Annotated in this window: 22 protein-coding genes and 2 pseudogenes; 5 read left to right on the top strand and 19 right to left on the bottom strand. The window is 42.8% G+C overall.

From position 1 onward, the window contains the following. Positions 1–52: 52 nt before the first annotated feature. From BLS15_RS27140 to BLS15_RS27120, 6 genes are all read right to left on the bottom strand, one after another. Positions 53–1,987: a serine hydrolase domain-containing protein gene (locus BLS15_RS27140; RefSeq protein WP_090514656.1), complete on the bottom strand. Its 1,935-nt coding sequence runs from the start codon at positions 1,985–1,987 to the stop codon at positions 53–55. 183 nt (positions 1,988–2,170) lie between these two features. After that, complete coding sequence (locus BLS15_RS27135) at positions 2,171–4,519, bottom strand: ABC transporter permease (RefSeq protein ID WP_090514653.1); 2,349 nt, start codon at positions 4,517–4,519, stop codon at positions 2,171–2,173. A 1-nt stretch (position 4,520) separates the two neighbouring features. Next, on the bottom strand, positions 4,521–5,282 hold the full coding sequence (locus BLS15_RS27130) for an ABC transporter ATP-binding protein (RefSeq protein ID WP_028532048.1): 762 nt from the start codon (positions 5,280–5,282) through the stop codon (positions 4,521–4,523). 29 nt (positions 5,283–5,311) lie between these two features. Next, positions 5,312–5,398: a DUF1543 domain-containing protein gene (locus BLS15_RS30125; protein ID WP_139170732.1), complete on the bottom strand. Its 87-nt coding sequence runs from the start codon at positions 5,396–5,398 to the stop codon at positions 5,312–5,314. Beyond that, on the bottom strand, positions 5,399–6,658 hold the full coding sequence (locus tag BLS15_RS27125) for a HAMP domain-containing sensor histidine kinase (protein ID WP_021255861.1): 1,260 nt from the start codon (positions 6,656–6,658) through the stop codon (positions 5,399–5,401). Continuing rightward, positions 6,655–7,341, bottom strand: a complete 687-nt coding sequence (locus BLS15_RS27120; protein WP_021255860.1) for a response regulator transcription factor — start codon at positions 7,339–7,341, stop codon at positions 6,655–6,657. Before BLS15_RS27120 ends, BLS15_RS27125 begins: the two co-directional genes overlap by 4 nt. A 115-nt stretch (positions 7,342–7,456) precedes the next feature. Between BLS15_RS27120 and BLS15_RS30120 the strand changes: the two genes are divergently transcribed. From BLS15_RS30120 to BLS15_RS29895, 4 genes are all read left to right on the top strand, one after another. Continuing rightward, on the top strand, positions 7,457–7,561 hold the full coding sequence (locus tag BLS15_RS30120) for a terminase gpP N-terminus-related DNA-binding protein (RefSeq protein WP_269321442.1): 105 nt from the start codon (positions 7,457–7,459) through the stop codon (positions 7,559–7,561). Between the two features lie 74 nt (positions 7,562–7,635). Beyond that, positions 7,636–8,352 carry a CAP domain-containing protein gene (locus BLS15_RS27115; protein WP_021255859.1) on the top strand — a complete coding sequence of 239 codons (717 nt, stop codon included), beginning with the start codon at positions 7,636–7,638 and terminating at the stop codon, positions 8,350–8,352. A 233-nt stretch (positions 8,353–8,585) separates the two neighbouring features. Continuing rightward, positions 8,586–10,082: a sodium/proline symporter PutP gene (putP, locus tag BLS15_RS27110; protein ID WP_021255858.1), complete on the top strand. Its 1,497-nt coding sequence runs from the start codon at positions 8,586–8,588 to the stop codon at positions 10,080–10,082. 329 nt (positions 10,083–10,411) lie between these two features. Then, a complete protein-coding gene (locus BLS15_RS29895) occupies positions 10,412–10,534 on the top strand; it encodes a hypothetical protein (RefSeq protein WP_021255856.1) in 123 nt (40 codons plus the stop codon). Positions 10,535–10,803: 269 nt separating this feature from the next. Here the strand turns inward: BLS15_RS29895 and BLS15_RS27095 are convergent, their stop codons facing one another. The 10 genes and pseudogenes from BLS15_RS27095 to sdaAB form a co-directional block, all read right to left on the bottom strand. Further along, a complete protein-coding gene (locus BLS15_RS27095) occupies positions 10,804–12,336 on the bottom strand; it encodes a vanadium-dependent haloperoxidase (RefSeq protein ID WP_028532049.1) in 1,533 nt (510 codons plus the stop codon). Between the two features lie 124 nt (positions 12,337–12,460). Further along, a pseudogene (locus BLS15_RS29700) lies at positions 12,461–12,890 on the bottom strand (DDE-type integrase/transposase/recombinase); the annotation flags it as partial. Between the two features lie 36 nt (positions 12,891–12,926). Then, positions 12,927–13,547 (bottom strand): GNAT family N-acetyltransferase, encoded by a 621-nt coding sequence (locus tag BLS15_RS27090; RefSeq protein ID WP_021255854.1) that lies wholly within the window; start codon positions 13,545–13,547, stop codon positions 12,927–12,929. Positions 13,548–13,584: 37 nt separating this feature from the next. Beyond that, entirely contained in the window at positions 13,585–14,160 is a 576-nt protein-coding gene (locus tag BLS15_RS27085; protein WP_028532050.1) for a TetR/AcrR family transcriptional regulator, read from the bottom strand. Between the two features lie 212 nt (positions 14,161–14,372). Continuing rightward, a pseudogene (locus BLS15_RS27080) lies at positions 14,373–15,008 on the bottom strand (alpha/beta hydrolase family protein); the annotation flags it as partial. Between the two features lie 64 nt (positions 15,009–15,072). After that, a complete protein-coding gene (locus BLS15_RS27075; RefSeq protein WP_021255851.1) occupies positions 15,073–16,302 on the bottom strand; it encodes an aminopeptidase in 1,230 nt (409 codons plus the stop codon). A gap of 264 nt (positions 16,303–16,566) precedes the next feature. Then, positions 16,567–17,271 carry a helix-turn-helix transcriptional regulator gene (locus BLS15_RS27070; protein WP_028532051.1) on the bottom strand — a complete coding sequence of 235 codons (705 nt, stop codon included), beginning with the start codon at positions 17,269–17,271 and terminating at the stop codon, positions 16,567–16,569. 210 nt (positions 17,272–17,481) lie between these two features. Further along, positions 17,482–18,804 (bottom strand): aromatic amino acid transport family protein, encoded by a 1,323-nt coding sequence (locus BLS15_RS27065; protein WP_090514650.1) that lies wholly within the window; start codon positions 18,802–18,804, stop codon positions 17,482–17,484. Between the two features lie 293 nt (positions 18,805–19,097). Continuing rightward, a complete protein-coding gene (gene sdaAA, locus BLS15_RS27060) occupies positions 19,098–19,988 on the bottom strand; it encodes an L-serine ammonia-lyase, iron-sulfur-dependent, subunit alpha (RefSeq protein WP_021255848.1) in 891 nt (296 codons plus the stop codon). A gap of 22 nt (positions 19,989–20,010) precedes the next feature. Then, the gene (gene sdaAB / locus BLS15_RS27055; protein ID WP_021255847.1) at positions 20,011–20,709 is read right to left on the bottom strand and encodes an L-serine ammonia-lyase, iron-sulfur-dependent subunit beta; all 699 of its coding nucleotides are present in this window, start codon (positions 20,707–20,709) and stop codon (positions 20,011–20,013) included. Positions 20,710–21,298: 589 nt separating this feature from the next. Between sdaAB and BLS15_RS27050 the strand changes: the two genes are divergently transcribed. After that, positions 21,299–21,964: a helix-turn-helix transcriptional regulator gene (locus BLS15_RS27050; RefSeq protein WP_021255846.1), complete on the top strand. Its 666-nt coding sequence runs from the start codon at positions 21,299–21,301 to the stop codon at positions 21,962–21,964. 214 nt (positions 21,965–22,178) lie between these two features. On the opposite strand, the gene BLS15_RS27045 is transcribed toward BLS15_RS27050, so the two are convergent. The 3 genes from BLS15_RS27045 to BLS15_RS27035 all read right to left on the bottom strand — a co-directional run bounded on the left by BLS15_RS27045 (position 22,179) and on the right by BLS15_RS27035 (position 24,113). Next, the gene (locus BLS15_RS27045; protein WP_021255845.1) at positions 22,179–22,505 is read right to left on the bottom strand and encodes an AzlD domain-containing protein; all 327 of its coding nucleotides are present in this window, start codon (positions 22,503–22,505) and stop codon (positions 22,179–22,181) included. Beyond that, a complete protein-coding gene (locus BLS15_RS27040) occupies positions 22,496–23,224 on the bottom strand; it encodes an AzlC family ABC transporter permease (protein WP_021255844.1) in 729 nt (242 codons plus the stop codon). Before BLS15_RS27040 ends, BLS15_RS27045 begins: the two co-directional genes overlap by 10 nt. 79 nt (positions 23,225–23,303) lie before the next feature. Beyond that, a complete protein-coding gene (locus tag BLS15_RS27035; protein ID WP_021255843.1) occupies positions 23,304–24,113 on the bottom strand; it encodes a TrmB family transcriptional regulator in 810 nt (269 codons plus the stop codon). Positions 24,114–24,134: the final 21 nt, after the last annotated feature.

The following is a 24,134-nucleotide window of genomic DNA, read 5'->3' as shown; positions in this document are numbered from 1 at the left end:
CTAAAAAATCACACTTGTCAGATGAGATCATTGATCGCCTACCCGACTGGAACTATGGGATGAAATAAAAGAAGTTCCAATTGGCTAACAACAGGGCAAAACTGGTGAACAGCACTCCCACGACGATCCGGAACCCTTTGTGCCCTTTGGACATCACTTGATGTCTGCCTTTAAAGATAGAGAGTACAAACAGAGCTGCGGCGAGTGTTGCCAGAACCCAATTCAAGGAGACGCCAACATTCATCTGACCTACCGTTACGTTTTCATTAATCATGGCATTCACCAACAAGTATAGGATGTTGACAACTAAAATCGTCCCACACCATATAACAGCCATTAGCAGGCGGCTGGATGGGGCTGTAGATGTGGATGCGGATGGACTTCCCTTTCTTTTCCGAAAGAGCCAGCGAACCAACAGCACAAACGGAGTCAGCAGAAAGAATGCAATCGCGATCACGGCCAGTACCAGATAGCTGGTTAGTGCCGGAAGCGAACGGCTTCCTTGGAGCGGCAGTATATCTGTAGCAATTCCTTTGCTTAACCGCACGACCTGGCCATCCTTCGAAATTTTCGCATACAGAACCGGCGCCAAGCGTTCGAATCTTGGATTATCGGACTTGGCGTATTTGTATACATTCGGCTTGATTTGCCTCATCTCTCCCGACATCCCCATCACGCTAAGAGTAAGATCATGCTTGCCCTTAGCTTCTACCTTGATTAACCCCAGATAATTGATAACCTCATGATACGTGGTGAAGGTACCGCCCGATTGCACATAATATCCGTTCAATTCGCTGGACGGCGCCAAATCATCTGCCGGGGTCACGGCCTCCTGCGTCTTGTCCTGAATCAGCAGATTAATGATGCCGGAGGTGAGTTTCTGCTCAATCTCCATATTCGTCAAGACAACGATGCCTAGCTGTTCATCGGGGACGACGGCAAAATTACCGGAGAACCCCTTCACATTTCCACTGTGACCAACGGTATGCGGCTTAGCTCGGTACTCCCAGAATCCATGCGCATTGGACAGAATCTCCGCATTCGGCGTATAGCTCTGGGACAGCATCGTCTGTACGGTCTCCGGCCGGGTGAAGAGCGGACTGGATGGGGCATTCAGTGCTATAGCGAACCGAGCCAGATCCTCCGCTGTTCCTTCCATGGCACCTGCTGGATACATGGGAACAAAATAGTGCGCTCTTGCCTCGAAGCCGCCCTCAGGCTTCATCGCATAACCTGTAGCTTCCGCATTCTGCAATTCAGGGCGATCCTCCAAGGTCGGATGGCCGGAGGTCAGGTTCATTCCCAGCGGGCGCAGAATATGGTTCATTTCATAGTCCGAGAAGGACTCCCCGCTTACCTTCTCCACGACCAGTCCGGCCAATGCGGTGGCAAAGTTGGAATAGGCGATCACCTTGCCAGGTTCATAGATTTGCGCTGGCTGGCTAGATATCAGTGTCTCTTCCAATGAAGTCAGATTATCCTCCGACATAGTGAAAGTGCTCAGCGGATGCTGCTCAAAACCAGCGGTATGGCTCATTATATCCAGCATCGTAATCCTCTTCTTAATCGACAGTCTCTCGGCAAGCTCTTTTTGAAGGTAGGCTCTGATGTCTTGATCCAGCTTCATCTTGCCCGCTTCCACCAACTGCATCACAGACGTCCAGACAAACGCTTTGTTGATGGAGCCGTAGGCAAATACAGTCTTGGCTGGATCAACCTCCGTTTTCTTCTCGATATTGGCGTAACCGTAGCCTTTAGAGAAAATGATCTTGTCGCCCTTGGTCACCACAACCGCAGCTCCGGGACTTGCCTTTCCGATATGGGCCTTTACATAACTGTCGATCTCCTGCTCCAGCCGATCGTAGGGAATCCCCGAAGGCGTTTTTCCTGCGTTTGTTGTATCCGTCGCATTGGCCGGGAGTGAAAAAACAGGAAAGAGCATACTTATCAGAAGCGCAATAAGGGAGTTCCGTATTTTTGTATGCATATTATCCACCTTTCATTTATAGATATAATAGTTATTTAATATCTGTAATTGTTTTTGCTTACTGCTCTGCCATTCCGCAGCTTATTGATTCAACACTAGAATGCCGTCAGCCAAGGACGGCGCTCAGGCACTACTTATTCCTGTTCATCTATAATTGTGCTGAACCAATGAACTGCCGTCCGACTACTCTGTTATTAAACAGTATGGAGTAATTTTTCTTATCCTGTATGCTGCCAGTAAGGACACCAGAAATGATAAGGCAATGATAGCCATGCAAAGAAACGCAACGAGCGGCACATGAACAACGAAGCGTACCTTGAAAATGCCCGCATCCGTAAGCAGCAGCTCTAGTATGACATTCGTATACAGGCCGCCCAGCACACCGCCGCAAATGATACCGACAATAGCGATGGGCATAATGCTCAGCGTAACCTGGGTCATCAACTGGAATGTTGTGTAGCCTGCCGCTTGTAGAATACCAAGCTCTCTCCTGCGCTTAAGAACTGCCGTTCTGATGACCAGATAAAGAATGAGGACAACCACCAGCACCGTAATTGCCAGAATAATTGTCATAACGGCGAATACAGCCGAGTTATAAACCTGCATCCCACTTTCCTGTGACTCATCCACATTAGTTACTGACCAGATCATATCCCCGTACTCCGCTTTGACGTTCTGAATAAAATCCGATTTGCTGACGCCTTTCAGGTATACATTAACTGACATTTCTTTGAGTCCAGGGATAAGATGATGCACTCCAGATAGAGTTAATGAAGCTCCTTTTCCTCCCGCACTGAACGATTGGCTCAGCCCTGTGATCAAAAATGAATAGGAGGTATTTCCCGCTTCTAACTTGATTGAATCGCCGATCGTTTTGCCGAGTAGTCTGGCCAGACCGCCGGTAATGGCCACCTCATTGTCATACAGCGGATAGCGGCCCTCATAGACCGTTTGGTTGTTCAGCATTTCGAACTGATCGGAAATTTCCGTATTTACGATTTGACCCTGAATTGCCATTATAATCGAATCCATAATAACGGCCTTGCTCACACCGGTCATCTGTCGGATCCCTGCAAGTAACTGCAAGCTGTCTTTTCCGGTCTGAACTTGAATCCCGACATCTGGCATTTCTGAACCAAGCACTTGGTAAAAGGCCACTTTATCCCCGGCAATGTTGGAATACAGCACCACTGAAAATACCGACGCGAAAGTGATCGCGGCCATAATGCTGCCGATCAGCAGATTTTTCCGTCCATTGGTCATCATGGCTTTACAGGCATGCACCCATTGGAGTCCGCCTTTGGTCTGATCCAGTGGGAAGAAGTTCCGTTTGAAATGATGGGTCATGAGCCCGCCTCGCAGAGCTACGGCGGGATGGAGTCTGCGGATGCGCGCTGCGGAGAGCAGCGCCACCGTGCATACCAGCAAAGCCACAGTTGCAATACTCGTCAGACTTACGCCAGCAATTGCGCCGCCCCTCCATATCAGCCCCGTCAGAGTAGATACGACCTGCCCATATGCAGGTAGTATTGTACAAGAGACGACCACACCTGTGGCACTCCCTGCCAACGCAATCAACGAAAACTGCACTACATAGGATAATATAATCTGCAGACTAGTGTAGCCCATCGCTTGGAGGACACCGATGTTTGCGATCCCATCTTCGATACTGTCCCAGATGCGGAATGCAATGACAATGAGCGACACTAGAACAATCACAGCCGCGAACGCAGCCAAGATCATGGAAATAAAATTAACGATGAATGCCCCGCCGTCCTTCGCCGTTTCCGTGTCGGCAGCCCAAAAACTGGGGATTATGACTTCATTCGAATGGGGAAACTGTCTGTGATAATTCTTTAATACCGCACCCGATTGCTTGTTGTCCGATAAAATGGCAGACATCAGCGTTCCCTGGGCCTCGGGGCCGACTGCCCTGGTAAATTGGCGGTAGGCTGCATCCGGCAAATAAAACTTCAGCATATTCAGCCTAGAGGAACCCATTAAAGTCGACTCAAAAACTCCAGTTATTCGGTAGGTGTACGCTTTACCCCGATAAGTTATGGTTAAGTTGTCCCCCAACTGGTAGCCGTTCCTCACCTTCCAACTGTAGGGAACATATATACCTTCTCCCGAACCCGTAGATGCAGCCTCAATTAGCTTAACTGGTGCGATACTTCGCGCGGCGTCCGCATTCAGCAACATGGTGCGGATACCAAAACCGGAATCATTTTCATAGAAAGGGATCGTGGATGTGGATAGCAGAATCACCTGTTCCGTCTCCATCTCTCGTACGCCTGAATAGGACGCAAGGAACTCTCCGTAAGCCACTTTGAAGCTGGCGCTATTCATCGCAATACTGACATGTGGATCGCGCAGCTCGCGTACCTTGTTTTCGTAAAAATGATTCATAACGGACATGGCCGTCAGTCCGATATTCAATAGCAGCCCCGCAATTAGCATCAAGATAAACAGGAAGAGGGCGGCGCTTTTTGATTTTTTGAGATTAGCAGCTGCCAGCTGTAACACATTCACTTTACCACCCCATTTCGGCCAGAAATACCTTCAGCCTTTCTCGGCGGTTCCGGTCATGTTCTCCCTGAAAAGTGCCTAGCATCAAATCTCCGCAAATGACGCCATCGTGCAGATATAGGATGCGGTTGCCCCGCAATGCCGTTGTCAGATCATGCGTTACCACCACGATGCTCTGCCCGCCCCGGTTCAGCCCGGTCATGATATCCAGCACACTGTCGCTGGATGCGGAATTGAGCGCGCCGGTAGGCTCATCCGCGAACAGCATTCGCGGATTGTTCATAATGGCGCGGACGATTCCGGCCCGCTGTGCCTCGCCACCGGATAACTGGGAGGGAAATTTACTCCACGAGGATTCCGGCAAACCTACATTTCCCAGAAGTTGTCTGGCTTTGGCGGCGACAGCCTGCCTGTTCTTGTTGACCAGCAGCCCACTTGCCAGTGCGTTGTCCAGCACGCTCATATTGTCCAGCAGGTGGATTTGCTGGAACACGAAACCGCAATGAGTTCTGCGAAAAAGAGCCAGTTGATCATTGCTGAACCGCGAAATATTCTCCCCTTCAAAATAAATTCCGCCAAGCGTTGGTCTATCCATGCCCGAGAGTGCATAAAGCAGTGTCGATTTGCCAGATCCAGAGCTGCCCATAATAATCGTAAAGTCCCCTTCCAGCAGCTCGATGTCCAGATTTTTCAGCACATGCTGCTGAATTCCGCCGGTAGAGAAGGTTTTGCATAATTTCTCTGTTCGCAGTATCGTCTTTTGCACGAAAACGATCATTCCCTTGTCGACAAATTTCATAATCGGTATCCGGTACACATTTCTATCATACAAAATGAATCCTTATGTAATCTTTGCCCACTCCTTAACCATTCCTTAAATATTCAGGCAAGCTTGATCCGAAGAGTCACCGTAAACCCGTCATTGCGATTATGGCATTGAATATCGCCCTGCATGCTCTGCATCAGATATCGGGAAATAAACAGTCCCAACCCCGCTCCGGACTGACCTTGGATATTGCTTCCCCGGTAAAACTTGTTGAAAATCAGAGGCAGTTCATCCGGGCTAACTCCTGTTCCGTAATCCATAATCTCGACTTGCAGGTGGGTGCGATCAATAAAAGAAGTAATTTTAACGGAGGTGCCGGAATATTTGAAGGAGTTGCTCAGGACATTGTCGATGACTTGCTGCAAACGCATGGCATCGGTCAAAATAATGCATTCCGGAATGGGGTCACACACAATCTGATCATCATAATTCACATTCATGATCATTTCTTTCATAATCGCGCTGAATTCCTCGGCAACGTTCACCTTAAGCTCCTGCAATTCTTCTAGCGACGCATGGAACATATCCGTAACCAGAAGGTTGATCTGCTCGGCCTTGGCATAAATCATGCCAAGCTGCTTGATCGTCTTCTCATCGTCTGTTCGCATCAGCATCAGCTCGCTTACTGCCTTGATAGAGGCGACCGGCGTTTTGACGTCATGGCTTAAGCTGGCTACAAGTTCCTTCTTGCTGCGGTTGGCTTCGTATTCACTCTGCCGCGCTGCCGCCAGTTCCTCGCGCATAATGTCGAAGCTTTCGGTAAATGCGCCGAACAGGTTATTTTTGTCCATCTTCAACGGGAAGTCTAGATTGCCCCGCGCCACATGGAGAGCGAAGTTTTGCAGCTTGCGAAAAGGCCGGATAATGGAACGGTTCAGAAATACAACATAAAGCGCGCATAGTACCGTCACTATCGTAAACGTCGTCAGCATCACGATCATCAATTGCCGTTTTATGTTCTGAATGGATTGCCTATAATCATCATGGATGATCAGCTTTCCAGCAAGCTGCCCCTCTATTGTCACATCCAGCACTGCGTCCCTATTCCTGATCGCATCATATACGGTCTCGGACAGTCCGCTCGCTGTCCGATAGCGAACATTCCCGCTCTGGTCGAGCACGACAAATTGCTGGGTAATACCACTGTAATCACCTTCCCCGATTTGCGGCCAATGGCTTTCGACCGTCTTCAGCACCTGATTCGCCATGACAATATCGACCCGGGTATCGACTTCGGCTTCGATCACCCGCACCGACAGTACGATGCCGGCTGCCATTACCACAAGCAGCAAGAGGAGCATCCCCTTAATTCTCATCGCTCGCCGTCCTCCAGGACATATCCCGTCCCCCATACCGTTTTGATATATCTCGGACGATTGGGATCGACCTCGATTTTTTCACGCAGGCGCCGGATGTGCACGTTCAGGGTTCCGTCCCCCGTGAACGAGTCGCCCCATACCTTGGCAAACAGCTCTTCTTTAGGTATTACCCGGTTCTTATGCTGGGCCAAATAGCTGAGCAGACGATATTCCAGCGCTTTGAATTTGACCTCGGCACCGTTCAGCCGTACCCGGCAAAGTGCTAGGTCGATCTGTACTCCCCCGAATTCCAGCATGTCCACGCCCGGTCGCTGTTTTCCATAGCGTCTGAGCACGACCTTCACCTTGGCCAGCAGGATACTAAGTGTATACGGCTTTTGAATATAATCGTCGCCACCGATGTTGAGAGCGATCAACACATCGTCGTTGCTGGAACGGGCGCTGATGAATAGAATCGGAATTTCTGTCGTCTTCCGCAGCTTTTTGCACAGGTCAAACCCCGAGCTGTCGCCAAGATTGATATCCAGCAGGATTAACGAGGTGTCATTTTCCTGCAAAAACCGTTCGCACGCCTCCGCACTGGTCACATAAGCCGATTTAACCTCAAACATATTCAAATATTCGCATGTCGTTTCCGCAAGCACCGTCTCGTCATCCACAATTAAGCAATCAAAGTTCATACTGTTTCTCCATGGTTCCCCAGAATATAATAGATTCGTTCTCCCCTAAGATACCACGAAACCGGGTGGGTCGGTAAAACTAAGTAATGATAAAGTGCAGAGATGAGGTGATAGGATTCATGAAAAGTACAGAACAGCAGAAATCGCGCGTAGCATTGGAATCCATCCTAATACTGTGCGCCTTTATGAGGAACTTGGTCTTACGCCAAAACCGTACTGAGGAATAAGTAAAAGGCTTGCAGGAAAACCTAAATCCGGTAACTTCATTAATTAACGGATCTAGGAGGTTGGCTAATGGCAAAGTTTTTTGTATTAGCAGTATTATTATTGGTGGCAGGTTGTTCGTCCCATAACAATATGATGCAAAAGCAAGTGACTCCTAAGCAAACACGAACTTCAACTCATGATCATACTACTGCGCCAAGCTCTGTCCTCACACAGGCATCATCAACAGCTACGTCATGGAAAGAGCGATCTTCCATGACAACAAAAGAAGCACAAAATGGAATTCCATTGGATTTGATGGATCTGATTCGAACACCGGATGGAAATCCAGCAAACCAGGTACCTACAGGGAATCCTGAAAATAAGGAGCCAACAGGTTCAACAGGATCAGCACAGGAAGGTACTGTGGATAATCATTTATCCGAATTCGAGCAGCAGGTTCTAGATCTAGTAAATCAAGAAAGGTCCAAAGCAGGATTAGGTTCCTTAAGTAGGAGTGGAGAATTGTCAAATGTGGCTATGGTCAAGGCACAGGACATGTACAACAACAATTACTTTGATCATAATTCTCCCACACATGGATCCCCCTTCGATATGTTGAAGGAATTCGGGATTACATTCAACACCGCTGGAGAAAACATCGCAAAAGGGCAAACTACCCCTACCCAGGTTATGAAGGATTGGATGAATAGCCCCGGCCACAGAGCAAATATACTGAATAATAACTATACCCATATCGGTATTGCTTTTTATAACAACACATGGGTTCAGGAATTTACTGGATAACGCCTTTCATCTCCCAACAATAACGATTCAAAAACCCGCAATTTATGCGGGTTTTTGGCACTTCAAGCTGACCCCTCTCCGTCTATTGGCAAGTTAAAGTTCTCTGATGCTCCCAGATAACGATGTACGAACATCCCACTTATTAGCGTTCAACTCACTTTTGAAATCCGTGTCAATATGTTGATTTAATGGTAATATATTGAATAATATCATCTTTTAAACGAGGTGGAACAGTGTTGGAGGATATTTCAAAAATGATTGCCATCGTGATATATATGGCAACTATGCTAGGTATAGGGTGGTATGCTTTCCGAAAAACAACAAACTTGACGGACTATATGTTAGGGGGACGTTCCTTAGGGCCTGCTGTAACCGCTTTAAGTGCTGGCGCTGCCGATATGAGCGGATGGCTGTTAATGGGTCTTCCGGGAGGGATTTACCTGACAGGACTGTCAAATATGTGGATTGCCATTGGCTTATCGGTTGGCGCCTATCTGAACTGGCTGTTTATTGCTCCACGTTTGCGCACATACACGGAAGTTTCCGGGAACTCCATTACCATTCCGTCATTTTTGGAAAATCGATTTAAGGATAGCACCAAACTTCTGCGGATTGTTTCCTCCATTATTATCCTCATTTTCTTTACGTTCTATATTTCCTCAGGTATGGTGGCAGGAGCCGTCTTTTTTGAAAACTCCTTCTCCCTTCCTTACATAGCGGGGCTGCTCCTCGTATCCGGAGTGGTTGTTGCCTATACATTGTTTGGGGGCTTTCTTGCTGTCAGTTGGACGGACTTTGTCCAAGGACTTATCATGCTGCTTGCTCTTATCCTTGTACCGGTGTTAGCAATGAGCGAGACGGGTGGGTTTGCCAACACCGTTGATACAATCAGAGCCATAGATCCGTCCCTCCTAGATTTATTTAACGGAACTACTGTGCTCGGCATCATCTCTGCAGCTGCCTGGGGACTTGGCTATGTTGGCCAACCGCATATTATCGTCCGATTTATGGCCATCCGCTCTGTACAAGAGACCAAAACTGCGCGACGTATTGGTATGGGCTGGATGGTTGCCACATTACTTGGCGCTTCATTAACAGCATTAGTAGGTCTTGCTTTTTTTGCACAAACAAATTATACATTGTCTAATCCAGAAGCTGTCTTCATTCAACTTGGACAAATTTTATTCCATCCGTTTATTGCTGGACTTGTCCTTGCTGCCGTATTGGCTGCAATAATGAGCACGGTTTCTTCTCAGCTCATTGTAACATCTAGTGCATTGACAGAAGATTTATATAAGCTGATTCTGCGTAAAAATGCCTCTGATAAAGAACTTGTGTTCTTTGGAAGAATGGCTGTTCTAACGATTTCAGTCATCGCCTGCCTGCTCGCGTTGGGCGGTGAAAATAAAACCATTTTAGGTCTCGTCGCTTATGCCTGGGCCGGTTTTGGCGCTTCCTTTGGCCCCGTTATCCTGTTAAGCCTATACTGGAGAAAAATGACCAATTGGGGTGCCATTGTCGGAATGTTAGCAGGCGCAACAACAGTGATTATTTGGAAAAATATTGACTTGCAAATTACTAGAGATGTATACGAAATCATTCCCGGATTTATCGTCAACCTTATCGTCATTATTGCCATAAGTCTGTTTACCTATCAACGGGACGAAGCTATCGAGAAAGAGTTTGATACCAGCTTGAAACGGTTACACACGAATGTAGAAGAAGCATGATCAATTTTGGCTTACATCCCTGCAATACGCCGAGAACAACGCTCGAATGATGCTCACTCACCTTGGAGAAATGAAAACGAAATTTACAACAAACCCTACACTTTAACACCAGACTTTGCTCTGGTGTTATTTTATTTATGCAAAGAGAGCATTAAGGAGGGATCTGATCACGTAGAAACAACGATCAAGGTAGAAAACTTGAGCAAGTCTTACGCCAATGTCAAAGCAGTTGTTCATCTAAATCTATCGATTTGTCGTGGTGAGGGTTTTGGCTTATTGGGCGCAAACGGTGCTGGCAAAAGCAAAAGGTCGGTGGACTGGCGCCAAACATGAAAATAGCAAGTGCTGTAGCCAGCCAGCTCTATTTCCCAATGCTTATTTTCTCTGGTGCTACCTTGCCTTATGAAGTAATGCCTGCGGCGCTTCAAAAGTGGCCGATATATTACCGCTAACACAGGGCATTAAGATGTTAAAAGCCGCTTCACTTGGCCTGCCAATGGATAGTGTCATCATTCCCGTGGTTGTAATGATTGTACTTACAGTAATATGTATGAGTATGTCTCTGCACTTCTTTAAATGGGATTAATAGTGATATAAACAGTGACAGTCTAGGACTTAATTTTTGCGTCCATACTGTCACTGTTTCCTAACCACCTTTATTTCCATACAACACCTTGCACTACTTTTCGTGGAAAGTCCGAGGCTGCTTTATCCCCAGCGGTCATTTTACAATTATAGTTGTGCCGTCGAATTTCGTAAGCTTAAATCCTTGGAATGGCTCGTTAAACGTATGCTTGTAGTTGCGAAGCAAACCGATGGCGGTAGCCTCGCCCAAATTCATGCCGTGAAAACAATCAGAACGATAATGAATACCTGCAAATGCCCGAGCGATGGCCAGGTTATTGGCAAGCTTATTCAATTCACCGCCTATTGTGAGCGGCGCTCCGTTAAAGGGCTCAAGGTACAGACCGTCATCGCTCACTGTAACTGGGTTCGGGAGAACAAAATCTTCGTTGAAGAACGCCTTTAACATCGTAACACCTGCACCGGCAATTACGGCATGACCTGCCGGATAGGACGGATGTGCCGGGCACCCTTCCGGATAAGCCTGTGGCAGCAAATAGGTTCCGTATTTATTGAAGGTTAGATCTACTGCAGGAGAATTCAGAAGCTGCTCATGAATCGGATAATTTGCGTTGTTCGTTATTTTCTGTTGAACGAGACCGCCAAACTCCTCCGGCCGCAGTCTCCGATGCACAAGAAATTTCTGATACCAGGCAGACTCCATCGAGAAATTCGCGGCCCGTGCGACCAAATCCAAAATATACGGAGATCCAAAGGTAACAAATCCAGTTTGGGTACGCGAATGGAAATACGGATTGGCCGGATCAAGTGCAGAAGATCCCAAGCTCAACAAATATAAACAGGCCATTAACACACCTTGATAAGAAAAATCTTTATGCACCCATTCACTCAGATCTCTTCCGTTTCTTAAAAAACGAGGTTCAGGATCATATACGATGGAAGCAGACGGAGCAGCGCCATTTTGAATGCTCAACCATGTTTGATAATCCGTTAAGAAATGTTGACCCGCCAAAGGGACTTTGTATTTTTGAATAATAGAAGTGGCGCCAAATGGAATATCTTTGTATAAAAATTGCGAGATATACGGCCCTACCAGATCGCCTTGCGTAACGCCGCGAAATAAAGTTTGCGGTGTTACTTGTCCATTTATTTTAGGCCCGTAAAAATCCTTCAGATTCGAAAGGTTCTCCGCTGCTGCAGCCGCTAATGGATCCCTGTCATAGCTGTTGAACGGAACATCCCGCAACAACGATTGCCAGTATAGTTCTACCATATCGCTGGCAGCGGCTGCACTGTTTATCGAAGACGGAGCCGGAATCGTTAAGGAATGTCCGTCGGGCCCGGCAAGATCATACACGTAAGCGCCTTGCGGATTAACGAGCTTGAGCGTTCCACCGAGTGGAATTTCCTCGAATTTACTTGGCTTTCCGCTATTCAATGCTTTGAGATATGCTTGGTATGCATGTTGATCAACTTCTCCAAGACCGTTATGCAGCAGTCCCTTCGTGAAGTTTCCGATTTTGTTCGGATACTTTCTTTCATCGTGATTGCAGGGCTGAGGTAGGATTTTGCGCGACTTTTCTTCTTTAGCGGCTTGTTTCCGAATTTGATATGCGTTACGTTGCCTTTCCTCCGGATCTAAAGGGCCGAGTACACATGAGTCATCCATACGATTCCTCCTTGAGCGATCAGTGAAAAGCACATAGTTCTTTACAGTCTATTCAAATATATCGATTTAGTATGGATATATGTAGAGGACATGACCATAAAAGGAAACCTATTTGGAATACAGTCAACGTTTCATCGATCAACTTATTCTTAAACTCACTACCACGATCGGTATGGAATAATTGGATCTGACGTAGAACATTTCGTGCTAAGCAAATGCCCGCATTTCGAGTGCAGCATCTTTGTTAGGCCCCGCACTGAATCTATTAATTTCTCGATTAAAGAGATCGACAAACATACAGATGTAGTGCCATCTGTTTTTGACTCTAACATAAGTCAGGTCGCTGACTACAACGCGTTTAGCTTCATCTTGCTGGAATTGGCGATTCAGTTCATTTGTTTGCTGGGACTGATTTCATACAGTCTTATGAGGTTTATAACGAGGAACTGTGTAGGAGATACAAGGCCTTGTGCCTTCATGATACAGCCAATTCGTATCCTGGATACGATAAGTCCACGTTCGTGAAGTTTAGCTTTAAGCTTTCTTGTGCCATATGCTTTAATCAAAAGGGGTAATTCGGTAACTTTTTATTAACGGTTGTAAGGTTCTACATTTTTGACCATTCTGTACAACGATAACTTGGGTTTATTGATTTCACCTGAAATCTGGTAGCCTATCCTCTGATACAATTTAATGGCAAGATGGTTCTCTTTCTTTACCGTCAGAGAGCATTTGGCAAAGCCTTGCAGGCAAGCCTGTTCCTCGGCAAACTCAAGCAGCCTGGTCCCCATCCCTAGTCCCCGGCTTTCGGGCAATAAGGCGATTGTTCCGATGTGAAACTCGTCATCTTCTCCCTCCTTCATGGTGATCATGGAATATAACATTTTGATATTCAGAATATTATAAACAACAAGACCCAGCTTTCGGAATGAAAGCAGCTGTTTAAATGTGGGCCATGCAAGACGATTTAAAACAGGTACGGGATAGCAAGTAATCATCCCTAAAGTTTTCCCGTCCATTTGAGCTTCGTAAGCGTATTGATGACTAAAACGATTGTTCTCCTGCTGCCATAGCGTACGAAATGTCCCTTCGACCGTGTTCTTCTCCTCAGATCCTGCAAGTGAAAACGCCATGTATTCCAATGCCATTACATTTAGCTTAGCGCTGACCATGGATCGATGATCAGCCTTTACAATAGAGATTTGATTCATTTCCTAGCACTCCTTTTTTCTTTCTATATTATTGATGTTAATTATCACCCTTCGCTTTGAAACCATAATAAAACGTATTTAAAAAAAGCTCTGCAGCCGATTTTTTAGGCACATTACCTTCATGTACCTGCTCCCATGTATGGAAAAGCAGGGCATAAAGCGTATTCAAAATCCATTCGCTGCTAACCGTTTGCTGAAAGTAACCTCTTTGTTGTAACAACTCAATAACGCGTCGTAAGGGTTCCCTCAGCTTCTCTTCGGCTTCACCTAATTCTTTGTTGTTAAATACAGATGCATCATGACCTAGAAAATAGATTTTGTCACCTAAGGGGATTAACGCTTCAATAAGTTCCGGGATATAGTTTTCGCTTCTTTCCTCATCCAGTGGAATCTGGTTTACGGTATCACTTACCAGTTGTATAGCCCGATGGCCCAAGAACAGCATCAATTTCTCTCTGCTTTCGACGTAGCGATGAAGTGTAGCAATACCAATTCCCGCATATTCTGCAATTTCATTCATCGAAGCAGTAGGATTTTCAACAAGCAATATAGTAGCCGAATCAAGAATTGCATTAAATCTCGCTTCCTTCAACGCTGACAAGTCTTTCTTCATCGTCAATCTCTCCCTTTTTCTGTATAAAGTCGTCTTTTTTTGATAGATAAATATATCATTTGATATTATCATAAATCATTTAAAACAAAGTGTCCAACTGTTGAATGTAGCTTTTCATGACGAAGTTACAGTAATTTTTCTACTATTATCGAACTCCGATTGTACTTCATTTTGCAGAATATTTTTTTAATGAAGTTGATTTCTGCATAAGGTTATCGGTTTACTTTAGAATTCACTTCTGGGTATTTGGTTATCAGCCTTTTAAGGGGTGAGCCGTCGTCCTTCTGTTTTACATACTGGTCAAAAAATGCCAGGCTGAATTCGTTGATCATGCGATGAACTTCTTTTGGATTTTCACCTGGGCTCCACAACAGTGGGGAGAACAAATGAAAATCAGTGAAGCTTGTATGATCCGTATGGGGAATGACTATTGACATCCCACCGCCAGCTAACCCACTTTCAGGCAAAACTCCCCCATACAATGTGCCATCCATATCGATGGCTGCTTTGACACGAGAGTCTTCTGCAAGTATTTGTGCTGCGGTAGCCCCACCGTAAGAGTGCCCAAACATTCCAATACGCGAGGTATCAATCTTTCCTGTAAAGAATCCTGTCTCATCGTTTTGATTAAGCTTCTCTAACTGGTCAAGTACAAAAGTGACATCTTCTTTCCATAATTTGATGTGGCAATCGCGTTCGTCAAAATCAGTTAAATTGACGGATTGTACGTAAGCAGTTCGACCATCTGGAAAGACGGTAGCTGCAGCATCAAAGGTATGATCGATACCTAGAACAATATATCCTTGACTAGCCAACTCCTCAACTTCAAATGTGTTTTGACACCTATATAGTTGCACCAATTATGCTTAGTAATCGTTTCATCTACTCTACTCCTTTCTTCAAATCAAAAACTTAAAATGCCCAGCTACCTTTACGGAAAATTGGCTCTACAGTTCCATCTGGTAGAATACCGTCGATGTCCATCTCACTGCTGCCAATCATAAAGTCCTCATGTGTTACTGAAATATTTGCACCTAACGCTTCAAGCTGATCGTTTTCTAAATCTCTTCCACCCTCTAAGCAAGTTGGATAAGCATTACCAATCGCTAAATGGTTCGATGCATTTTCATCAAACAATGTATTAACATATAAAATCCCCGATGCTGAAATTGGCGATTCATGTGGTACAAGTGCTACCTCACCTAAATAGCAAGAGCCTTCATCCACATTCATAAGCTCCTGTAATAAATCATGTCCTATCTGTGCTTCAGCTTTAACAATTTTTCCTTCTTCAAATGTCAGTTTAAAGCCGTCGATAATATTCCCTTGGTAAACTAATGGTTTTGTATTGCTTACATAGCCATTTACACCTTGTTTCATCGGTAACGTATAAACCTCTTCTGTCGGCATATTAGCCATAAAGATAGTATCATCTGGCGTTTTACCACCTCCAGTAATCCATTTATGCTGTGGTGCTAATGCAATTGTTAAATCAGTACCTGGCGCTGTATAGTGAAGCTTCGCATATTTTTTATTGTTCAGTAGGACCGCACGAGATTCTAAATTTGATACATGTTCACGCCATTTTTCAACAGCATTGCCTTCACCGATACGAACAGCTTTAAAAATAGCCTCCCATAATGCTGGTACTCGATCTTCAGCTGCTAAGTTCGGGAACACCTTCGATGCCCACATTGGTGAAGGAACTGCTACCATCGACCAAGCTATTAAATCCTTCATTACGGCGTTACGATTGTTTCTCAGAGCAGCTCCTGATACCTTTTGATAGGTAGCTAGACGATTGGCTGAAATACCTGTAAATTTATCAGGGTCTGCAGCATCTATCATTAATAGTGCTCCTTTACGTTCGATCAGCTCATCATTCATTTTGACTATCCACTCTGGGAAACGATTAAATTCTTCATCTGAGGCATGCTCCAAGTAAGCACGATCCATTTCATCATCTGATAAGTTAACATGAACACGTCCTGCACCAGCCTTATAGGCCTCTTTCACAACTAAACGGGCGAAATCCAATGCATCCACCGATGTATTGACTAATAAGTATTGCCCTGGCTGAATATTGACACCGACTTTTACCGCAAGTTCTGCATATGCTTGTAATTTTTCTTCAAAAATCATATTATTTACCTCGCTTCTGTCCAATTGTTTTTTACCCTCCGCTTGCTTGTATCCATTTTTGATAGATCAACATATCAATTGATATGAATATAAATCATTTTAAAAGAATTATCAAGCCGTTGAACCTCATTTTTTCAAAAGTGTGGTAAAAAATGTGTAAATCTAGGTTATAGAGTAAATAAAAAAGAATCCATTTTGACAAGAGATTAATCAAAATGGATTCTTTTCTTTTTGAATGAACATTCCTTTTTATAAAAAGTTTGGTCAATTAAATGAGCCTTGTTTACTGGTTGTACAGGTTTCCTTCTCGTTTCTGGGAGTATGATTACGCAAATGCAAATAAACGGTATGTTTCGTAATTTTCAACATATTTGCCACGATTGTAGCCGCATTTCTCATATTAAACACTCCCCGATCATACAAAAGACCGATAATGTGCTTATTTCGATTTGCATACGATATGTCAGGAGAAGCATCCACCGCTTCAATCGTCAGCTCTATCATTTCAAGAATCATATCCTCAATGGATAATGAAAAATTTTCCCCCTGTACTTTTGTTTCAAAACCCGCTTGCGGTAAAAAAGTCTGAAGAAATCCAGAAAACGATTCATCCAAGTTTATGTTAATGCACATAAAACCAATAATTTTGCCAGCTTCACCACGAATGGCTATCATGCTTGATTTCATTGAGTGGTTGTCCTTGCTTTTGGTAAAATAACTGATCGCTTGCTTTGCGTTAGAGTACTTAGCCTCACTCAACATCTGCAAAGCCATATTCGTAATCGGGGCTCCTAATTCTCTGCCCGTATGATGCCCGTTCGCGATTTTGATAACGGTATTTTGATAGTCTTCCAAGCTATGCAGCACAATCTCGCTGGCATCTCCCAAATAATCGGCCAAGCCTTCCACGATGGAGTCATAGGATTGCAATATGGCCCGATCATATTCTGTAAAATTCTTATTCTTCATAATTTGTAATCCTCCTTTCTATGTGTATAGCTGCCAATAGAACTGATTGACTCAAAACTCCAGCTAAGACGGGATAATCATGCGACTAGGTTAAATCATAGCCCCGATTCATCTTATGATTGAAATCACGAATGAGTCGACTAATCAATAAAAAGAGAGCTTTCTTAGGTGCCAATGACAAGCCACCTGAGAAAGCTCAAAAATATTTAATTAGAATAATGCTTTCAAACTTGCAAGGACAGTGAGAACGCCCACAACAGTGACAAAAATATTGCTAAGTTTTCCTTTATATTTAGCTAGAGCAGGAACTTTATTGATCGCATACATTGGTAAGAGACATAAAATAGCAGCAACTAGCGGTCCGCTGAGAGTATCTATAATTCCAAGAATGCTTGGATTTGCATAAGCGGCATACCAGCATGTTAATACTACAAAAACAAGGATCGCTCTCTTAACTGTTTTTTCTTTTAGGTTTTTTCCACGTGCTTTACCGGCCGAGATAATCATGTCACGCATTACCTCGTATACTCCTACATAATGGCCAAGAAAGGACTTTGTTACGGCCACAAACGCAATAATAGGAGCTGCAATAGTGATTAGAGGCGAATTAAGCCGATTGGCAAGGTATGAAAGTACTGATAAATTCTGTTCTTTTGCTATTACAAGATCATCTGGAGTCAAACTCAAGACACTACTCCAAACAAAGAACATAACGACAATGAAAGTCATGATATAACAAACTTTTTGTATTTGAGAACATTTGGCGTCTGTAGCTTGTATTCCATAAGTTTGTCTCTGTTTCATAACAAATGACGATATCATAGGAGAATGATTAAACGAGAATACAATAATTGGCAATATCATCCATATCATATTGAAGTATCCTCCTACTCCTGTTGGAGCAGTAGAAACACTTGAAAAACTAAGCATCGACGTATTCCACTGTGGAATTAAAGATATTGAGATAAAAAGCAGCGAAGCTATAAAAGGATATACTAGCATACTCATTACCTTTACAGTAATATCTTGACCGAAGTTCAGTATAGCTATAAGACCGAGTACTAATACAAGCGATAGAATGGCTCTTGGCGGCTCATTCATGTGCAATTGATTCACCATAAAACTACTTGCAGTATTTGTTAGTGCAACCGAATACATCAGCACGATAATATAAATCGATAAGAAAAATACGAGGTTAAAAATTATACTTGCCTTATTACCGAAATACTCTCTTATCGTACCTGTAATCCCCTCATCAGCAGATTTGGAAGCATATATCATTTTAGCAAGCGCCCTATGCGAGAAGTACATAACAGGAAATGCAAGTATTGTAATTAACAGTAACGATAATAAACCTCCTGCTCCCGCATTTATAGGTAGAAAGAGTACGCCTGCTCCAATTGCTGTTCCAAAAAGGCTCAATGCCCAGGTGGTATCTTGCTTGTGCCACTTTTTGGGATCTGGATATTTTTCGTTTTTCCCTGTAGTATCTTCAGCAGTAAATTCAAGTTTTTCGGCTGTATTCCCATTCATATTATAATTCCTCCTTGTATACTGGTTAACTACTTTATCATTTCCTCTCTTTTAAAACTGTTAAAATTGTTTACGTTTACAAAACTATTTAATGCATACTATTACATTATATGGCATTAATAGATATCGATATACACTCCTCTCATCCTTGATAGAGAATTGGAGAATGAACCTTAATAACTGTGATTTTTTTCACAAAGCATGAGTTGAAATTCCATTATTTTGCTATAACGCTTACATTTCTGTGTAAATATTGTAATCTTTTATTACTATAATTATATATTATTATTATCTTATTTTCTAGTAACCTTATCTTCGAAAATTTTGTTTTTAATAGCAATTCCTGTGGGAGTGGCTGCAATTCCACCTAAACCTGTCTCTCTTAATTCGCGAGGCATCTGTCTTCCTACTACGAACATCGCTTCAATTACTTCATCAGCATTGATGATGTTGGTTACGCCTGCTAATGCAATATCCGCTGCTACTAAGGCATTAGCCGTTCCAATAGCATTTCTCTTTACACAAGGAACTTCTACCAAGCCTGCAACCGGATCACAAACTAGACCAAGTAAATTTTGCAGTGCAGTTGAGAAAGCGTCAGATGATTGCTGAGGTGTTCCTCCGGCAGCTTCTACTGCTGCTGCTGCAGCCATTGCTGAGGCACTACCTACTTCAGCTTGACATCCTCCGAAGGCTCCGGAAATACAAGCGTTATTTGCTACTACCATTCCTAATAAAGCTGAAGTGAATAGAAAATGAACCTTGTCTTCATGACTTAATTGTAAACTATCTTGGATACTAAACAGCACTCCCGGGATTGTCCCACTTGCACCTGCAGTTGGAGTTGCACAAATAACTCCCATCGACGCATTTACTTCATTAACTCCGATAGCGTTTTGGACCCCGAGCATCATCAAATCTCCAGAAAGGGTTTTTCCACTTTCACGATATTGTTTTATTTTAACAGCATCCCCTCCGGATAAACCGGTCGGAGAAAATACTCCGTTGCCCTCAGCGCTTTTCTTTACAGCATTCTCCATAGTCACTAAATTTCTTTCCATTTTTCTCCAAACATCTTCATAAGAAGTTTTAGTTTGCTCGATTTCCTGCTCGATTGCTAATTCATAAATTGGCTTTTTCCTTTGATTAGCTGCATCGATAATTTCCTTTATAGTCATGTACATAAACTTTTCACCCCTAATCTAATTAAAGAATAATGATATTAGCTGCACTGCTAGAATTTCTCAATTCCTTCTGAACATCACTAGATAATTGAGAATCCACATCAAATTGATATAAATATTTTCCTGACTTCTCCAAACTATTAAAATTGTTAATTTCCACATTATATTGTTTAAAGATCCTGCGTAATATAAATTCAAGGTCATCTCTCTCGGAAATCGCTATAATAACCGGCAATGGCCCTTGAAGATGTAAGCTAAACCCGTCAATTTCTATATGTTTAATTTCAATTAATCCGCCACCGACTGAAGTTCCCATTGTTCTAATATTTCGATTTCCATCCTCCAAATAAATATCTGCAGTATTCGGATGACCGGCAGGACTATCACCTGCTTCTTCTAAAAAGGTAATGTCAATTCCTTTAGATTCTGCTATTTCAATAGCACCAGGCACCCTACTATCGTCGGCAGCAAATCCTAATATACCGGCAATAATTGCAAAATCAGTTCCGTGTCCTTTATGGGTTTCAGCAAATGATTCATAATACCTTACCACAACTTTTTTGGGAAGACCTTGAAATAGTTTATTGGCAACTGTTCCAATAGCTAAGGCACCTGCAGTATGTGAACTGGAGGGGCCGATCATAACCGGTCCAATCACATCAAAACAACTTTTGTAATTAACAACCCTTTTTTCTTTAACAGGTACTAATTTCATATTCATATTAGTTTCCTCCCCATAGTTGCCATACTAGTCACCCGCCCACCATGTAAGGGTTTTCAAAAGTAACACTAAGAATCATCAAACCCTTTCTTAGTACGAATTGAATACTTGGATAAATTATCGTTGTAATCATACTCGTTGCAATCAATGCCATCAAAACAACGATGTTTTCTGATCCTTCTCACATAATTTGAAATAATTTATTATAGTAATTATTTTTTATTACTACACAGACAGAGTACCACATAGATATTCATGCAGTCAAACAAATGATAATAAATTATTATTATCGGAATTTTTTATTACAAATTTAATGTTTCTCCCTTTTAAAATTCTAAAAAACTTGTTATAAGTTATAATAGGGTTGTCTATTTTGAATGCTGGCTTCTTCATTAAACGAAACCTTGCCGATAAAAGACCCGAAGTTGGGTTGTCTATAGCTGAAAAAAGAAGAACGCATCTATGTACGAGAAGTAAAGCGCATCTTTTATTGAAAGAGATTTTGCTCAACCTTGGAATTGAATATGAATTCGCGAGCAATTTCATAGTGAATGAAATTCAGGAATAACTGATTAGGAGGAATACTTAAATGGATAATGAACTATTTCGACACTATCAAAACATAATGAATTATTTCGGGGAAATTTTGGGATCTAATTATGAATTTGTATTACATGTTTTAAATCCTAATGGGGGTTCTCAAATCGGTCACATAGTCAATGGAGACTTAAGTGGAAGATCTTTAAATGGCCCTTTAACTGACTATGCAAAAAAATTAATCAACGAAAAGGTATATTTAAAAAAGGATTATGTTGTAGATTATGTTGGAGAAGGACCCAGAGGTAAAAAATTCCGTTCATCAACTTTATTTATAAAAGATCGTGAAGGTCAATTACAAGGTCTTTTATGTATAAATTTTGATGCGGATGTCTATAGGAAAGTCGCAAAGGATATATTAAAATTGGCCAATCTAAGTTCAGCTATAGATCTTATCGAACAAGAAACTGACCAGGAACAACCTATTGAAAAACTTACCGATAATATTCGTAATATCATTTATTCAGTAATAGATAAAGATATATTAGAATCCGGTGCTCAGTTATCACCTGAACAAAAGAGACTTGCTATTTTCAAATTAAAGGAATATGGGGTATTTGAAGTTAAAGGTACAATAAATGAAGTTGCTGAAATAATGGGAATGTCGGAATCAAGTGTTTATCGTTATCATCAAATGATATCTCGCAACGACAAGTAGCCCCAATCGAATCAGAACAATAAATCGAGCAATACAACCTTGGATCAATCCGAGGCCGTAGAGCGAAACAAAAGACGACTATTATTCTATTTATGGGATAATAGTCGTCTTTTTCACTGTATACACAAGCCTGTACCACTGGCTTCTCACTTCGGTAGCTTTACTATTCTCTTCACGTTAAGAGCGAAGATTGCCAAAACTCTAGTATCAAGTTTCAAAACAATAAGCGTAAAATGATTATGGAGATAATACCGCCCAGTACGGTTCCCAATAAACTTCTTGTTTTTATCGCAATTAAAAAAGTCGGTATGGCTGCAAAAAATTCAATGTTGTTGGTAAGAGATGTAAGCTTTCCGTCATGGATAAATATCTCTTGACCTATCAGAGCAGCTATTACAGAAATGGGGACATAATTTAACCAACGCATTGCCCATTCTGGTAATTCAAACCGACTAAGCACCATAAGAGGAACGACCCTTGGAATGAACGTGACAAAAGCTGAGCCTAGAATAATCAAAAAAATGTCCCATCTTACTTCCATTTTTCTACCACCATTCCTATTGTTGAAGCAATAATTGTAGCCACAATAACGCCCATACTGCTGGACAAAAAGAAAGAACTTCCCACAGCAATGACCACTGCAATAATTGCGACAACGATATCAAGTTTGATTCTATTTCGCCCTACCATAGAGAGTACGAGAATTCCAATAAACATAGCTGGCAAGGCAAATGCTAGTCCGAATTTCTCAGGATTCGAAATCCATTGCGCCAAAAATGCTCCTGCTAGATTCGCTGCAAGCCAATTTACATAAGCGGTTATGTTGAGGCCATGCATCCATTTCTCACTGATTCGCTTTTTCTTGGCCGCCTCGGTAATCGCGACACCGAATGTCTCATCGGTGAGTAGAGAACCTACTAGCATGTTGCGAAGTGGAGTAAGATGCCGGAAATAAGGTGCTAGTGCTGCACTAAGTAAAATATGACGAAGATTTACAAAGAAAATCGTAATAATAATGGCAGTAATCGAACTACTTGCTGCTATCATACCCGCAGCAATAAACTGAGCTGAGCCAGCATAGAGAATCATAGACATCAGAGCGATCTCAGCGATGCTAAGTCCCGCAGTCTTTTGGATCACACCTGCAGCTAATCCGATACTTAAATAACCCAGCAGCGTGGGGACACAATCTTTTACTCCTTGGATAAAGCTATCTTCAGCTCTCGGAGACGAATTCATTTGGACGTTCGACAGACTCATTTCATTCCCTCTTTATTTTCAAGTATTAGAAGCTAACTTACTAACTACTACGAAAAAGTGAAAGAAAATACGGTTCAATTTATTTGAACCGTTTCCCGGTAACAACATGAAATAGGTTAGGAGCGTTTTTCCAAAGCGCTTCTGCTTTCTCTGGGCCCACTTCTTTCACTAATTCTGAGAACATAATGTCATGCCTGATGTATTCCATCGCGATTAACACAAGTGCCGGGTCTTCCGTTTTTACCGCCCATGCAGGTGTATTTTGCGCGAAATTTGCAATTAATACTTCTTCATTATCCCGTGCAACAATCGTTAAGCGGCCGTTCATACGTTCCTCAGCTACTTCTGGAGCCATGTAGTTGTGATGAGTCGTTGCCCCAAGCTGAATCTCAGGTGCTCCAAAAAGAATAGAAAAGACGTGGGTATCATCCTTTATCCGCTCATCTATAGCACCTTTTATCGAAGCGACTTGTGGTTCCCAAATCGACAACCATATTTCTTTTTTAGCTTTATCGATTATGTCAATCATTTCGGCCACAACGCGCTCATCACTGCTGATGCGTCGAATGACATCTACTTCTTGTTCACTTTCTAACGCAGATAAATTCTTTTCAAGATAATCCATAGAATTGTCAAAGTCATTACGCAATCGACGGATTAATTCTTTTGCTGGTAATGGCGCATAGGTTACAGGATCAGTAGGTACTGTATACACCGCACCTTTATCCATTAATTTTGCCAGTACTTCATATATCGTTGAACGAGGTACACCTGACCTTTTGCTTATTTCATATCCGGTTATAGGAGAATTTTTCAATAGCCCTATGTACGCTTTACATTCATATTGTGAAAAGCCCCATTTCTGAAGTTCTTTAAAAAGTTCTTCCATGGCAACTCCTTTAGTAGTTAG

Origin of the sequence: Paenibacillus sp. cl6col, from assembly GCF_900102125.1 — a bacterium.
Taxonomy (GTDB): Bacteria; Bacillota; Bacilli; order Paenibacillales; family Paenibacillaceae; genus Paenibacillus_B; species Paenibacillus_B suaedae.
The sequence above is the reverse complement of the archived record's forward strand: the minus strand, read 5'-3'. Positions and strand labels throughout refer to the sequence as shown.

Bases quoted from the DNA above. Each gene is read 5' to 3' on its own strand.
- BLS15_RS27125 (WP_021255861.1), bottom strand. From the start codon at position 6,658: ATGAGAATTAAGGGGATGCTCCTCTTGCTGCTTGTGGTAATGGCAGCC.
- sdaAB (WP_021255847.1), bottom strand. From the start codon at position 20,709: ATGAATATGAAATTAGTACCTGTTAAAGAAAAAAGGGTTGTTAATTAC.
- BLS15_RS27075 (WP_021255851.1), bottom strand. From the start codon at position 16,302: ATGATTTTTGAAGAAAAATTACAAGCATATGCAGAACTTGCGGTAAAA.
- BLS15_RS27045 (WP_021255845.1), bottom strand. From the start codon at position 22,505: ATGGAAGTAAGATGGGACATTTTTTTGATTATTCTAGGCTCAGCTTTT.
- BLS15_RS27040 (WP_021255844.1), bottom strand. From the start codon at position 23,224: ATGAGTCTGTCGAACGTCCAAATGAATTCGTCTCCGAGAGCTGAAGAT.
- BLS15_RS27070 (WP_028532051.1), bottom strand. From the start codon at position 17,271: ATGAAGAATAAGAATTTTACAGAATATGATCGGGCCATATTGCAATCC.
- BLS15_RS27140 (WP_090514656.1), bottom strand. From the start codon at position 1,987: ATGCATACAAAAATACGGAACTCCCTTATTGCGCTTCTGATAAGTATG.
- BLS15_RS27115 (WP_021255859.1), top strand. From the start codon at position 7,636: ATGGCAAAGTTTTTTGTATTAGCAGTATTATTATTGGTGGCAGGTTGT.
- BLS15_RS27090 (WP_021255854.1), bottom strand. From the start codon at position 13,547: ATGAATCAAATCTCTATTGTAAAGGCTGATCATCGATCCATGGTCAGC.
- BLS15_RS29895 (WP_021255856.1), top strand. From the start codon at position 10,412: ATGAAAATAGCAAGTGCTGTAGCCAGCCAGCTCTATTTCCCAATGCTT.
- BLS15_RS27035 (WP_021255843.1), bottom strand. From the start codon at position 24,113: ATGGAAGAACTTTTTAAAGAACTTCAGAAATGGGGCTTTTCACAATAT.
- BLS15_RS27095 (WP_028532049.1), bottom strand. From the start codon at position 12,336: ATGGATGACTCATGTGTACTCGGCCCTTTAGATCCGGAGGAAAGGCAA.
- BLS15_RS27050 (WP_021255846.1), top strand. From the start codon at position 21,299: ATGGATAATGAACTATTTCGACACTATCAAAACATAATGAATTATTTC.
- BLS15_RS27065 (WP_090514650.1), bottom strand. From the start codon at position 18,804: ATGAATGGGAATACAGCCGAAAAACTTGAATTTACTGCTGAAGATACT.
- sdaAA (WP_021255848.1), bottom strand. From the start codon at position 19,988: ATGTACATGACTATAAAGGAAATTATCGATGCAGCTAATCAAAGGAAA.
- BLS15_RS27120 (WP_021255860.1), bottom strand. From the start codon at position 7,341: ATGAACTTTGATTGCTTAATTGTGGATGACGAGACGGTGCTTGCGGAA.
- BLS15_RS27085 (WP_028532050.1), bottom strand. From the start codon at position 14,160: ATGAAGAAAGACTTGTCAGCGTTGAAGGAAGCGAGATTTAATGCAATT.